9 protein-coding genes are annotated in these 14,603 nt (G+C 57.4%); 6 read left to right on the top strand and 3 right to left on the bottom strand.

The genetic code is table 11. The features are described 5' to 3' along the window. Positions 1–2: 2 nt before the first annotated feature. Positions 3–1,916 (bottom strand): ABC transporter substrate-binding protein, encoded by a 1,914-nt coding sequence (locus ACR0BI_RS07915; protein WP_480561094.1) that lies wholly within the window; start codon positions 1,914–1,916, stop codon positions 3–5. After that, positions 1,909–3,681, bottom strand: coding sequence for an ABC transporter ATP-binding protein (locus ACR0BI_RS07910; RefSeq protein ID WP_170397648.1), 1,773 nt, complete (start codon positions 3,679–3,681; stop codon positions 1,909–1,911). Before ACR0BI_RS07910 ends, ACR0BI_RS07915 begins: the two co-directional genes overlap by 8 nt. A 228-nt stretch (positions 3,682–3,909) precedes the next feature. On the opposite strand from ACR0BI_RS07910, the gene ACR0BI_RS07905 reads away from it, so the two are divergent. The 6 genes from ACR0BI_RS07905 (at position 3,910) to ACR0BI_RS07880 (ending at position 11,153) form a co-directional block, all read left to right on the top strand. Next, the gene (locus ACR0BI_RS07905; RefSeq protein WP_170564502.1) at positions 3,910–4,407 is read left to right on the top strand and encodes a class I SAM-dependent methyltransferase; all 498 of its coding nucleotides are present in this window, start codon (positions 3,910–3,912) and stop codon (positions 4,405–4,407) included. Between the two features lie 93 nt (positions 4,408–4,500). Beyond that, positions 4,501–5,130, top strand: a complete 630-nt coding sequence (locus ACR0BI_RS07900) for a glutathione S-transferase (RefSeq protein WP_170663921.1) — start codon at positions 4,501–4,503, stop codon at positions 5,128–5,130. Between the two features lie 98 nt (positions 5,131–5,228). Continuing rightward, entirely contained in the window at positions 5,229–7,631 is a 2,403-nt protein-coding gene (locus ACR0BI_RS07895) for a GcvT family protein (protein WP_480561097.1), read from the top strand. A gap of 2 nt (positions 7,632–7,633) precedes the next feature. Beyond that, positions 7,634–9,178, top strand: coding sequence for a trimethylamine methyltransferase family protein (locus ACR0BI_RS07890; protein ID WP_480561099.1), 1,545 nt, complete (start codon positions 7,634–7,636; stop codon positions 9,176–9,178). After that, positions 9,179–9,862: a TetR/AcrR family transcriptional regulator gene (locus ACR0BI_RS07885; protein ID WP_170397633.1), complete on the top strand. Its 684-nt coding sequence runs from the start codon at positions 9,179–9,181 to the stop codon at positions 9,860–9,862. Next, the gene (locus ACR0BI_RS07880; protein WP_480561101.1) at positions 9,849–11,153 is read left to right on the top strand and encodes an NAD(P)/FAD-dependent oxidoreductase; all 1,305 of its coding nucleotides are present in this window, start codon (positions 9,849–9,851) and stop codon (positions 11,151–11,153) included. Before ACR0BI_RS07885 ends, ACR0BI_RS07880 begins: the two co-directional genes overlap by 14 nt. On the opposite strand, the gene ACR0BI_RS07875 is transcribed toward ACR0BI_RS07880, so the two are convergent. Next, positions 11,150–14,545: an indolepyruvate ferredoxin oxidoreductase family protein gene (locus tag ACR0BI_RS07875; protein WP_480561103.1), complete on the bottom strand. Its 3,396-nt coding sequence runs from the start codon at positions 14,543–14,545 to the stop codon at positions 11,150–11,152. The genes ACR0BI_RS07880 and ACR0BI_RS07875 overlap by 4 nt on opposite strands. Positions 14,546–14,603 lie beyond the last annotated feature (58 nt).

The raw sequence follows: 14,603 nt of genomic DNA, 5'->3' as shown, positions 1-14,603 counted from the left end.
AATTAGTCGGCGAAGAAGAACTCGTCGGGACGGTGAATGCCGAAATGTGCGCCGGGTTCCCATGCCCACATGGCCTGCTCAGGCACATTGCGCAGGCGGTTCGACACGACAATAGGCTGCGGTGCGCCGTTCAGGATGCCGATCGCATAAAGCTGGTCAGCGTGAATTTTCAGCATCTCAGACCAGACTGCGCCGCGTTCTTCATCCGTGGAGGCGATTTCCCAATCGTGGGCAAGCTTCATGAGAAGTTCGGCCTCGGGCATGTCTGGTGGTTCGCCCGACCCTCCATTTGTCTGATAGTATTGGCCCCATTTAGGCCATGCCAGAAAGACCTGATCGGTCGGGGCGAGATAGGCCGGCGATGTGTGGCTTTGCGGAATGCCGTCATCCCAGCCGAACCAGACCGACGCCATTGTATTGCCCGAGAAGACCCGGTTGCGCAGAATGTCTCGATCCAATGGTCGCATGACCAGTTCGACTCCGATCTCACGCCAGGTATCCGTGACGATCTGCAGGGCATTTTCAACCTCTTGCCGCTCACCTGCGGTTTCGATGATCAGCTCCATCGGACGCCCGTCGGGCAACAATCGGATACCATCTTTGTCACGCTCGGTCAGCCCAGCCTCATCAAGCAGAGCATTCGCCTTGTCGATGTCATACTGTGCCCAAGCCTGCGCATTCGCTTCGTCGTAGAAGGGCGATGCGGGCAGAACCGACATCGCGCCGGGTTGGGCCAGCTTGAAATAGAGCGCCTGATTGATCGTCTTGCGATCAATGGCGAGCGACAGTGCCCTGCGTACACGTACATCGCGCAGAACCTCGCGCCACGCATCGTCAGTGTAATTCAAATTGGGATAAATCGCGATCTGCGACGCGACGCCTGTTTTCCACAGAAGCGTCTTGTATCCACCTTCAGCCTCGCCCTTTTTTAAGATCGAGGCATCACGGAATGCCAATCCGCGACCTTGCAAGTCGGTTTCACCCGCATTTGCTTTGGCCGCGACCAAACCCGGTGCGACGATTTCCATTTCGACTACGTCGATATAGGGCAGCTGAACCCCATTTGAATCCACCCGATGGTAGTAAGGGTTGCGGACAAAGTTGTGCCGGATTTTCTTGCCCGAACTTGCGTTGAGCCATGGTTGCAACGTCGGAAGTTCATGATTGTCGTACTTATATAGATTGTCCAACTTGTTATGCAGCGCCGCCCAGCTTTTTACCCGCGCATCTTCGACCTTGAATGCCAGTTCTTCGGGGTCTGCAAACTTCTCGTGATATTGCTTAAGGAACTCAGACGGGCGATAGATAAAGGGCGGCCGCGCCTGAGCAAGTGATTGCAGGAAATTCGGGTTGGGGTCATCCCATTCGAATACAACCGTTGTTTCGTCGGGGAAGGTGACGGTGGGTGTTTTGCCTTCAACCAGCAGGAAATCTGGTGGGCCTGAAGGGCTGAGCAATTCGTTGTTGGCCACATCCTCCCACCAATACCGGAAGTCTTCGGATGTGAACGCGGATCCGTTTGACCATTTGTGGCCGGGTCGCAGGTTCAAAGTAAATTTGCGATTGTCTTCGTTTTCGAAAGAAGCCAGCAAATCCGGGACGATGTTGTAATCCTGATCGAAACCCACAAGCCTTGCGTAGCCATAGACCACCATTTGCCGAATATCTTTGGACCGGGTGACCATCGTGCGCAGTGTACCGCCGGGTACGCCGAATTCGCGACCTTTGGCGGCTAAGTCCACGATCAGCGGTTCTTGCGGAATACGTTCAGCAACCGGTGGCAGGTCGCCGCTTTCAACCTCGGTTTGCCAGAACGCGTTTTCCTGAAGATTAGACGGAATTTCTGCCACAGCGGGCAGCATTCCTGCGATGGCCAGCGACGCGGCCAGAATCAATCGGTGAGTGGTCTTAAACATGGCAACGTACCTTATGGCCGGGCTCCAACTCTACCAAAGAAGGTATCACGGAGTCGGAAAATCGAAAGGCGTCATCCCAACTGTCGGGTGAACCGGCACCAAGCGCAACCAGTTTCAGATCAATCGGGCGATTGATATCTGGTTCCGGCTGGGCGGCAATCAGTGCCTTGGTATAGGGATGACGTGGATTGTAGAACAGAGTTTCGGGTGGGGCTTGTTCCACCACAAGACCCCGGCGCATGACGGCGACCTCGTCGGCAATGCGCGCGACGACGGCCAGATCATGTGAGATGAACAGGTAAGACAGGTTCAGACTGTCCTGCAGTTCTTCGAGCAGGGTCAAAATTTGCTCTTGAACGGATACATCCAGCGCCGAGGTTGGCTCGTCACAAACAATCAGCGCCGGGTCCAGCATCATCGCGCGGGCGATAGATAGGCGCTGTCGTTGTCCACCAGAAAACGCATGCGGATAGCGTTTGAGCATATCGGCATTCAGCCCGACCCGCTGCAACATCGCAGCCGCTTTGTCGCGCTGCTCTGCCACGGTGCCGAGGCGGTGTATCTCCAACGGCTCGGTCATGGCATCCTGAATGCGCATACGGGGGCTAAGAGAGCTATAGGGATCCTGAAACACCATTTGCGCCTTGCGCTGAAACGCGGTGCGTTCGGTCCGTGTCATACTGTGAACCGTTATCGGTTCGGAATCCCTTGTTGTTCTGAACAGAACTTCGCCGCCCGGGTCGGGCAGTTCAGCGCCCAGAGCGATTCTGGCGGCGGTTGTTTTGCCAGACCCGCTTTCGCCAACGATTGCAAGCGTCTTGCCGCGCGCCAGCTTCATATCTACGCCCCGGCAGGCATGGATCAGTTTGTCGGCTTTCCAACCTTTGCTCGATCGCATCGTGTAGGTCTTTGAGACCCCGGTCATCTGCAGAATTAGGTCCTCGTCGGGCATCGGTATGCCGACGGCATCCTGATCGGGTATCTCAGGCGCAGCGTCGAACAGCTGCTGCGTATAGGGGTGCGCCGGATCGTTCAGAATTGGTGCTGCCGGGCCAGCTTCCATCACGCGGCCTTTGTGCATGACGACCACCCGCTCGGCCATGTTAGCAACTACACCCAGGTCATGGGTGACAAGGATCAGCGCCATACCGGTCTCGCGCTGCAGCTCTTTGATCAGCCCAAGAACCTGCGCTTGGGTGGTAACATCCAGCGCTGTTGTCGGCTCGTCCGCGATGAGCAATTCAGGCTTGGACACCATGGCCATGGCAATCATGGCACGCTGGCGCATGCCGCCGGACAGCTCGAACGGATAGCTGTCGTAGGCGCGGGCAGGGTCGGGGAAACCAACCCTCTCAAACTGGGTCAGAACTTCTTTGCGGGCCTGTGCATCGGATGCGCCGCGATGCAACCAAAGAACTTCGCTGACCTGATTTCCGATTTTGTGAAGCGGTGACAGAGATCGCATCGGTTCCTGAAAAATCATAGAAACCCGATTGCCGCGAATACCACGCATCTGTCTTTCACTCAGTTCGATCAGATTAGCGGTGCCTTTGGAATCGTTCAGCGTGATCGTTCCGCTACGGATCTGGGCGGTACGCGGCAGAATACGCAGTGCAGCGCGACAGGAAATCGTTTTGCCCGAACCGGATTCTCCAACCAATGCAAGTGTCTGCCCGGGTTCGACCTCGAAGCTGACATCTTGGACAACGGATGGACCCGTGCCAAAGCCGATGCTGAGATCCCGAACGGACAACAACGCACTCATGCGGGTTTTCCACCCGTCTGGCCGCTAGAAAACATCGGCTTTGTGAACTCCCTGTCTTTTTTGAGCAGTTTCGCGCGGTTGGGGCGGCGTAGTCAAACACCTTCTTCACCCGAATTGTCGCGGAATCGTGAAACTCGGGCCGTATGGCTACACAAAGTCTTGAGTTTTTGCCATCAAAGGCGCAATCGCCCCCCGACTGGTGTCGAATGATTTTGAAAGAGGTGCCCCGTGTCCGAGCAACAAAGCCGATTGGATCTGTTCATTGACCGAATGGTCTCGCAACGTGCTTGTCTGGACTTTGCCATCGCGCAGACCACGGGGCAGCCTGGTCCGGTTTTTGAGCTGGGATTGGGAAATGGGCGCACATATCACCACATGGTTAAGCACATTCAGGACCGTCCCGTTTATGTTTTTGAACGGGCCGTTGCGTCTCATCCCGATTCGACACCGCCCGATGATCTGGTGATTCTCGGTGATGTGCGCGAAACATTGCCTGCTTCGGTCACGCGATTTGGCGCGTCAGCCAGTCTGATCCATGCCGATCTTGGGGGACACAACCGGCAAAAGAATGATGCTTTTGCCCGCCTCGTCTCACCTTTGATCGAACCGCTTCTGGCGCGGGACGGACTGATGGTTTCCAGCGATCGTATGTATTTCGAAACACTGACCGAGGTGCCGCTGCCAGAAGGGGCGGTCGACGGGCGCTGTTTCATCTATCGGCGTTGATCTGCCGTAGGTTCACTGTGTGATCCGACTCGCGCTGTAGTACCGGGCCGGTCTAACGTCTGAGGCGTGAAGCTTTGGAGGGGACCGTCAAAAATGCTTTTCTACGATTGCTCGACCGCGCCAAGCCCGCGCCGTGCTCGGATGTTTATCGCGGAAAAGGGGCTGAAGATTGACACCCGCGATATCTCAATCGCCAAGGGTGAACAGCTTAGCGATGCTTTCCGGGCTGTGAACCCTGGTGCAACGATTCCTGTGCTTGTTACGGATCAAGGTACCACGCTTACAGAAAATCTTGGCATCGCCACCTATCTCGAGGCGCGCTTTCCGGAACCTGCCTTGATGGGGCAAACGCCGGATGAAAAAGGCGAAATTCTAATGTGGAATGCCATCGCCGAACAACAATGTGGCGCACCAATCGCGGAAACTTTGCGAAACACCCATCCTTCGTTCAAAGACCGCGCGATCACCGGGCCTGCAAACCACGCGCAAATCCCTGAACTAGCGCAGCGGGGGGCTGAGCGGGTGCGTGCCTTCTTCGATTTGCTTGAGGCCCGTCTGCAAGTGAGCGGTTTCGTTGCGGGTGACATGTTTTCACTGGCCGATATCACCACATTTGTGTTTGTCGATTTCGCACGTGTCATCAAGATGCGTATCCCAGAAGAGAACACGGCCACACGCGCCTGGTTTGATGCCGTTCAGACACGCCCGAGCGCCCGGCTTTAAGCTGATCCGGGTGCTGTCCCTCGAACTGTACAGAAATGTCTAGACAGAAGTGAACAGTGCCTCTAGCGTCCTCTGCGAGTCATGCAGGGGAGCGCAGGATGAAATCTCAGTATCGTGTCGTAGTCATCGGTGGCGGCGTTGTCGGCGCCTCGGTTCTGTACCATCTCGCCAAGTTTGGCTGGTCAGATGTGGTCATGTTGGAAAGGCGGCGTTTGGCCTCGGGGTCTTCGTGGCACGCGGCGGGCGGTATCCATGCGTTGAACGCCGATCCGAACATGGCATCACTTCAGGCCTACACGATCGATCTGCTGAGCGAGATCGAAAAAGAATCGGGCCAAAATATCGGCCTGCACATGACCGGTGGACTGACGCTGGCAGGCACACCCGAACGGTGGGAGTGGCTGCAGGCCAACTACCGCATTTTCCAGTCTATTGGCATCGACGACTGTGAGTTGTTGTCGCCAGAGGAGGCGCAGAAACGCTGCCCGATCATGTCCACCGACGGCGTGCTGGGCGCAATGTGGGCGGATCGCGAAGGTTACATCGACACCACCGGTACGGTTCAGGCTTATGCAACAGCGGCCAAGAAACGTGGCGCGGAATACTACGAAGAAACCAAGGTCGAAAGCCTGACACAGACTGCGGATGGTTGGGAAGTTGTGACCGACAAAGGCACTATCACTTGTGAACATGTGGTCAACGCTGCTGGCCTCTGGGCCAAACAGGTGGGGCGCATGGCCGGAGTGGAGCTGCCGGTTTCGCCGCTGAAACACCACTATCTGATCACCGATACGGTGCCTGAGGTGGCCGAGGCGGATTTCGAGATGCCGATGACGGTTGATCTTGAAGGCTTCACCTATATGCGACAGGACCAGAAGGGCGTTCTGGTGGGCATCTACGAGGTCGATCACGAGCACTGGGCTATGGACGGTGCGCCGTGGAACTACGGTGAAGAGTTGTTCCAGGAACAGCTCGACCGGATCGAGAACGAGCTGACGCTGGGCTTTGAACGGTACCCGTCGATCCAGAATGTTGGCATCAAAACATGGGTGAACGGCGCGTTCACCTTCTCACCCGATGGCAACCCGCTGGTCGGTCCGGTCCCAGGCAAGCGCGGTTATTGGTCAGCTTGTGCGGTGATGGCCGGATTCCTGCAGGGTGGCGGCGTTGGTAAGACGCTGGCCGAATGGATGATCCATGGCGAGCCTGAGGCCGACGCATGGCCTATGGACGTGGCGCGCTATGGCGATTTCGCTCAGAACAAACGCTACATCCGCGAAACAACCGGTCAGTTCTATTCTCGTCGTTTCGTGATGACTTACCCGAACGAGCAACTGCCCGCAGGTCGCCCGCTGAAGATGGCCCCAGCCCATGATGCAATGACCGAGGCGGGGTGCAAATGGGGCGTCAGCTGGGATCTGGAAGTACCGCTTTACTTTGCGCCCAAGGGCTTTGAAGAGACGCCGACGCTGAAACGCTCGAATGCGCACGACATCGTAGCTGAGGAGTGCAAAACCATCCGCGAAGGCGTGGGACTACTGGATATCTCGGGCTTTTCGCGCTTCGAGGTCACTGGGCCAAATGCCGAGGCTTGGCTGAACAGGATCATGGCGTCGAAACTGCCTGCACCGGGGCGTGCCAAACTGGCTCCGATGCTGGGTGAAAACGGTCGCCTCAAGGGTGATCTGACCGTGCTGAACTGGGGCGACGGGACCTGGTGGATCATGGGCAGCTACTATCTGCGCGCATGGCATTTGCGCTGGTTCAATGATCACATGATGGACGCCGTGAATATCCGCGATCTGGGCGAGGTATATTGCGGTTTTGCCGTGGTTGGGCCGAAATCGCAGGCTGTGGTCGAGAAACTGGCAGAACAGGATATCTCAGGCCTGAAATTCATGGGCTGCGGCGACTTTGATATCGGTCTGGTGCGTGCCCGTGTGGCGCGTATGTCGGTGACGGGCGAAAAAGGGTATGAGATAAACTGCCGCTATGGCGACCACATCAAACTGCGCCGGATGCTGCTTGAGGCTGGGGCCGGGGACGGTATCCGCGAATGCGGATTCAACGCGATGCTGTCGACGCGGCTTGAGAAGAGCTTTGGTATCTGGTCTGCAGAATTCACTCAGCTTTACACGCCAGGCATGACCGGAATGGATCGCTGGATCGACTGGAACAAGGATTTCGTTGGCAAAGAGGCTGCGCTGGCTGAACGCGACGGCAACGGTCCGGCGCAAGTTCAAGTGACGCTTGAGGTTGATGCGCTGGACGCAGATGCCAGTGGGTATGAACCGATCTGGGCTGGGGATGAGCGCGTTGGATTTGTGACTTCGGGTGGCTATGGCCACTACACGGGCAAGTCGCTGGCCATGGCTTTGGTCAACCGCGACAAGGCTGAACCGGGCACCGAGTTGTCGGTGCATGTGGTCGGTGTGGAACGACCCGCCCGCGTAATTGCGCCGTCGCCTTATGACCCGCTGGGCAAAGCGATGCGAGGTTGACCATGTCGGACTTGGGCCAAAGACGCCGACGGCGCGGGCGCGGGGCAGATGCCGCCCCGCAACCTAGCCGTGATGTGAATTATCGCCAGCTGCGCAATCCGTTTCCGCAGATGGAAGTGTTCCCGACGGATCAGATTGCAGATATGCACGACACCGCATTGCGCACGCTGGAAGAGTTGGGCGTGAAAGTTTTATTGCCCGAAGCGCGTCGAATCTACGCGCAGGGTGGCGCCCGCGTGGATGAAGACAGCGAAATGGTCTTCATCGGGCGGGATATGGTTGAGGCTGCGGTGGCCTCAGCTCCGAAATCCATCGCCTGCCGGGCGGGCGCTCGGCACCGGGATTTCACTTTGGAGCTGGGCTCTTTGGTGTTCCAACCCGGCGCTGGCGCTCCAAACGCGACCGATCTGGAACGCGGTCGTCGGCCAGCGAGTGGGCAGGATTATCTGGAGTTCCTAAAGCTCACTCATCACTTTGATGTCTTCCAGATGATCTCGCCGCAGGTCGAACCGCAGGACGTGCCAACCAATGTGCGGCACTATTTCACCACCCAGGCGCAGATGGAGCTGACGGATAAGTTCCCGTTCTTCTTCTCGCGGGGCACGCCGCAAGTGATGGACTGCTTCGAGATGCTCTCGACGGCGCGGGGCCTGTCTGATGAGGAGTTCCGCGCTAACGCCCATTGTTACACGATTATCAACACCAACAGCCCGCGGACGCTGGATATTCCGATGGCTCAGGGGCTGATCGACTTTGCGCGCCATGGGCAGATGTCGATCATCACACCCTTTACCCTGATGGGCGCAATGGCACCGATCACGGTGGCCGGGGCCATCACGCTGTCCCATGCAGAGGCACTTGCGGCCTTGACGCTGACCCAGCTTACCAACCCCGGTGCGCCGGTGTGCTATGGGACCTTTACCAGCAATGTCGACATGAAATCAGGGGCGCCTGCATTCGGGACACCCTCGCATTTTCAGGCGTCTTTGGCGGCGGGCCAGTTGGCCCGGCATCTGGGCCTGCCCTGGCGGTCTGCGGCGGGGTCTGCGGCAAATATCAACGACGTTCAGGCCGCCAATGAAAACCAGTTCGGCCTGTGGGGCTGCCTGATGGCCGGGGCGACGGTCATCATTCATTCGGCCGGATGGCTCGAAGGTGGCCTGACCGTATCTTTCGAGAAGATGATCTGCGATGCCGAGGTGTTGAACATGGTGGCCGAGCTTTGTGCAGGGGCACAGGCCAATGGTGTAGAGATCGGGTTTGATACTGCGCTGAGCGAGGTTGAACCCAGCGGACATTTCTTCGCCACCAGTCAGACGATGGAGCGCTATAATACCGCATTTTATGAGCCGCACCTGCATGATTACGCAAATTTTGGCACCTGGACCGAGCGTGGCGCGATCGACGCCAACCACCGCGCGACAGGCGTATGGAAGGAAATCCTGGCAAATTTCAAAGCACCGGCATCAGATACGGATCGCCTTGGTGCGTTGAAGGATTTCATAGCGCGCCGTACAGAAGAGGGCGGCGCACCGCCGGAGAGTTGAATGAACACCAAACCCATCCTGCACAGGGACGATCCCGAAGCTGAGCCACTGATTGGTAACGTCAAGGTCACGCGCGATGATTGGCTGAACGTGGCCATGGACGTCCTGATTTCGGACGGGGTCGAGCAGGTGAAAGTCATGAACCTTGCCGAGCGGATGGCGGTCTCGCGCTCATCATTCTACTGGTATTTCAAGTCGCGGCAGGAATTGCTGGATGCTCTGCTGGCGCGGTGGCAGGCGACAAATACCGCGGCCTTGATCGCTCAATCCGAATTGCCTGCTGAAACGATCACGGCTGCGGTGTGCAATGTTCAGCGCTGCGTTGTGAATACCGAACTATTTGATACGGCGCTTGATTTTGCTGTGCGGGATTGGGCACGAAGATCGGGAAAGGTGCGGCGTATGCTGGACCAGTCCGATGCCCGTCGCCTGGCCGCGCTGCGCGCGATGTTCATCCGGTTCAACTATGATGAGACCGAGGCAGAGACGCGGGCGCGGGTGCTATATTATATGCAGATCGGATATGATCTGGCGCAGTTAAACGAACCATTGGCGATCAGGCTGTCGATGGTTCCACACTACCTTTATGTTTTTACAGGGGTCGAACCGCGACCCGAGGAAATCACCGAATTCAGCGCGTATGCGAAACGTTTCTGGGAAGGGGCAGGACATGAACCAACCTGACGCAATCATCATTGGCACCGGTGTGATCGGAGCCGCCATCGCGTTCGAGATGTCCAAGGCTGGTTGGAAAATTCTGTCGTTGGATCGCAATGCGCAGGTTGGGCATGGCTCGACCGCAGGCTCTTGCGCGATAATTCGGATGCATTATTCGACCCTCGATGGAACCGCGTTCGCCTGGGAAGGCTATCACTATTGGCGTGATTGGGCGAACTATCTGGGCTTGCCCGACACAGCCGATTTGGCGCAGTTTCGTGAGACCGGGTGTTTGGTCGTCAAGACCGAGGCCAATGGGTTTCTTGAGAAACATAAGAAGTACAGCGCCGAACTGGATTGTCCGTTTGAAGAATGGACACCTGAGCGGATTACCGAACGTCTGCCGATCTATTCTCTGGACAGCTTTGCCCCGGCGCGGCGCATGGATGATCCGGAGTTCGGCCAACCGAACGGAGATCGGATTCAGGGCGCAGTATTCTGGCCGAAAGCAGGTTATGTGACCGATCCGGCCTTGTCGGCGCAAAACCTGATGGATGCCGCCAAGCTGCATGGTGCCGAAGTGCGAACAGGCGCAGACGTACGCGAAATCCTGTCGCAGCAGGGGCGCGTCGCAGGTGTCAGACTTGCCTCTGGTGAAGAAATCCACGCCAAAGTGGTGGTGAATGTTGCCGGTCCCGGGTCAGCGCTTGTCAACGAAATGGCCGGGGTTCTGGGTGACATGACCATTCAAACCCGCCCGCTGCGGCAGGAGGTGGTGCATGTACCCGCGCCCGAAGGATTTGATTTCGAAACGCAAGGAACAATTGTCTCGGATAGTGATATCGCGCTGTATTGCCGTCCAGAACATGGCAATCATATTCTGATCGGTTCCGAGGATCCGGCTTGTGATCCGCATCAATGGTGCGAAGATGATGTAAGCTATAACCACGATTTTACGGATCAATGGACCACGCAGGCCATGCGTTATGCCCAACGGGTCCCTAGCCTGGGGATACCCTCCAGAACCCGTGGGGTGGTGGATTTGTATGATGCCTCGACTGACTGGATTCCGATCTATGACAAGTCCAGCCTGCCGGGGTTTTACATGGCCTGCGGCACCAGCGGTAACCAATACAAGAACGCGCCGATTGCAGGCAAAATGATGGCTGAACTGATCGACTACGTCGAAGGCGGTGCGGATCATGACGACAAGCCGATGCAGTTTGAACTGCCTTACATTGGACGCACAATCGACACCGGTTTTTATTCCCGCAAGCGACCGGTCAATACCGATAGCAGTTTCTCGGTGCTTGGTTAACGCGCCATCGCGCGCGCGTTCTCATAGCTTTCTTCCCGTACTGGACCGAAACCGCGTATCTGGTCCGCAGCTGACAGCGCGTCCAGCCACTCGGCCTCGGAATGGGCGGAGGGGTTTGTCAGATACATGTCCAACAGCGATTGGTACCAGTTTAGGATATCTCGATGCAGTCGCGCTTCGGAGTGATAGCCGAAGGGGTTCAGGACCGAGCCGCGCAAACCACGTAGACGGGACAGTCCCCGCAGAACCGGGCGCATCCATGGGCCCAGTGCAAACTTGAGGGGGCGGCCCCGTTCGTCCTTGCGCCAGCTGAGCATTGGCGGGGCGAAGTGGTAACTTGTTTTGAAATCTCCCTCGAACTGTTGCTTCAGTTCGTTGTCGAAGTTTTGGGTCGTTTGCAGCCTGGCTACTTCGAACTCGTCCTTATAGGCCATGAAGCGGAACAGGTTACGGGCTACGGATTCTAGAATATCGTCGGATATTTTCGCGTTCGACGCGCGGATTGCTTCAATCTGTTGTGCATAGCGATCCGCATATGCGGCATCCTGATAATCTGTCAAAAACGCCACCCGACGCGCAATCACCTGATCCAAGGTGCAGTTTGCCTCTTCGGGTAGTGCCAGCCCGTGAATGCGGTCGGGGTCAGCCGCCAGACAACGCCCAAGAGCAAAGGCCAGCCGGTTTTTTTCGACGGCAACACCGTTCAGCAAGATGGCCTGAGCCAATGCAAGATGCGACACCGGAACCAGCTCGTTTTGCCATGCATAACCCAGCAAAATGACGTTGGCGAAGACGGAATCCCCCAGTAGCGCCTCAGCTATTGCATTTGCGTCAAGGCTGGCGAGATTGTCCACCCCAACCACATCTGCGATCGCCTGTTCCCGCTTATCGACCCGCAATTGGGCATCGCGACGCAGGACAAGATCGCCGGTGGGCATCTCAGCCCTGTTCAGCACAACGCGTGTCCCGCGGGCATAATGAGCTGAGGCTTTGGGGGCCGAACTCACCACCACATCACAGCCAATCACCGCATCCGCAGCGCCTTGATCTATGCGTACTTGGTTAAGCGCATCCGGAGCTGCGCCAAGGCGGATATAACTGAGTACCGTGCCGAATTTCTGCGCAAATCCGGTGAAATCCAGGACCGAGGCACCTTTGCCTTCCAGGTGCGCGGCCATAGTGATCAGGGCCCCAACCGTGACAACCCCAGTGCCACCCACGCCTGTCACAAGCAGATCAAACGGTGTGTCCAAAGACGGAAGCTTTGGGTCTGGCAGGTCTGCCTCAAGCGCGTCGAGGTCCAGATCTATGGCCCGCTTTCGCCGGGTTGCGCCTGCAACGGTCACGAAACTTGGGCAGAATCCGTTCAGGCACGAAAAATCCTTGTTGCACGAACTTAAGTTGATCTTGCGCTTGCGCCCCAGCGGGGTTTCTCGCGGCTCAACGCTCAGGCAATTCGATGCGACCGAACAATCGCCGCAACCTTCGCAGACAAGATCATTGATCCAGACGAAGGTCGAGGGGTCCTCCATCGTACCGCGCTTGCGGCGGCGGCGTTTCTCGGTGGCGCAGGTCTGTTCGTAAATCAGGACCGTAACACCGGGAATGTCGCGCAATTCGCGTTGCAGGCTGTCCATCTTTGCCCGGTCGTGGAACGTAGTGCCAGCCGGGAAATCGGATCGGTGAAACTTGGCAATGTTGTCCGAGACCAGCGCGATCCGCTCAACCCCCTCGGCCCGGCAGGTTTGCGCAATGCCTGCAACGCTGACAGGTCCATCCACTGGTTGCCCTCCGGTCATTGCGACCGCATCATTGTAGAGTATTTTATACGTGATATTTGTCCCGGCCGCGACCGCCTGACGGATCGCGAGCGAACCCGAATGGTACCACGTTCCTTCGCCAAGGTTCTGGAAGATATGCTTGCCGCCATTGAATTGTGAGGCCACCACATGGGGTACGCCTTCGCCTCCCATCTGTGCATAGCCGACCGTCTCGCGATCCATCCAAGATGCCATTACATGACAACCAATGCCGCTGGCAGCGGTGGAGCCTTCGGGCACCTTGGTTGAGGTATTGTGCGGACAGCCCGAACAGAAATAGGGCGTTCGCGTTGCGCCCGGGACATTGATCACGGGAGGTTCCGTCTCGGTCAGCGCGCGCGCTTTGGCAGGCAGGTTTTCTTCAGGGAAGAACGTGTTAAGTCGGGCGGCAACAATAGGGGCCAGCATCAAAGGGCTGAGTTCCCCGGTCCATGGGATCAGCGGTTCGCCATGGCTGTCATATTTACCTACCATCTTATGGGGTTTGTCGCCGGGCCAGTCATAGAAGTATTCTTTGAACTGGCTTTCGATGATGCCGCGCTTTTCCTCGACGACCAGAACCTCGGCCTTGCCTTTCACAAAGCGCAACGCGTTGCGACGGGCCAGCGGCCAGACCATGCCAACCTTGTAGATGTCGATCCCCAAGCGGCGGCAAGCGGCTTCATCAAGGTCCAGCAAACGCAGCGCCTCCATCAGATCGAGGTGCCCCTTGCCGGTGGTCACGAAGCCGAACTTCGCGTTGTCGATGTCATAAATACGCCGGTCGATGGGGTTTTCTTCGGCAAAGGCCCGAACGGCGCGCAACTTGTGCTGGATGCGGGTCTCGATCTCGGGCGAGGGCAAATCGGCAGTGCGGACGTGCAAGCCGCGTTCGGGCAAGTCGATCTGCGGCAGGGAAAAGCTGCGATCCGGGTGCAGATCGACGGACCGCGCGCTTTCGACCGTTTCCGAGACCGCCTTGAACCCGACCCACGTGCCTGAGAAACGGGACAGAGCGAACCCGTACTCGCCGAATTCCAAATATTCCTCGACCGAGGCTGGGTTCAATGTCGGCATGAACCACGACATGAAGGCCACATCCGACTGATGGGGCATCGAAGAACTGACGCAACCATGATCATCGCCTGCCACGACCAGCACGCCACCTTTTGGCGCAGACCCATATGCATTCCCATGTTTCAATGCATCGCCTGATCGGTCGACACCGGGGCCTTTACCGTACCACATCGAAAAGATGCCCTCGACCTCGCAATGCGGGTCCAAAATGGCCTGTTGCGCACCCAGAACCGCCGTTGCGCCGAGGTCTTCGTTTACGGCGGGCATGAACGTGATGCGATCCGTCTTCAGCCGGTCCTTTGCGCGCCATAGCTCAAGATCCAGCCCGCCCAGTGGCGATCCGCGATAGCCCGAGACAAACCCCGCCGTGTTCAGCCCGGCCTGACGATCGCGTCGGGCCTGGTCCATCATAATCCGCGCCAAGGCTTGCGTGCCTGTTAGAAAAACCCGGCCCTGCGTCAGGGTATAGCGGTCTTCAAGCCGATAGGTGCGGGGGGAGGGTTCGTGGTGGCTCATTGCTACGCGTCCATGGGTTTTTGTCTTTGGTGTTCGGTTATTTTAACCCCCCGCAGGT

This window comes from Ruegeria sp. E5, assembly GCF_056534105.1.
The sequence above is the reverse complement of the archived record's forward strand: the minus strand, read 5'-3'. Positions and strand labels throughout refer to the sequence as shown.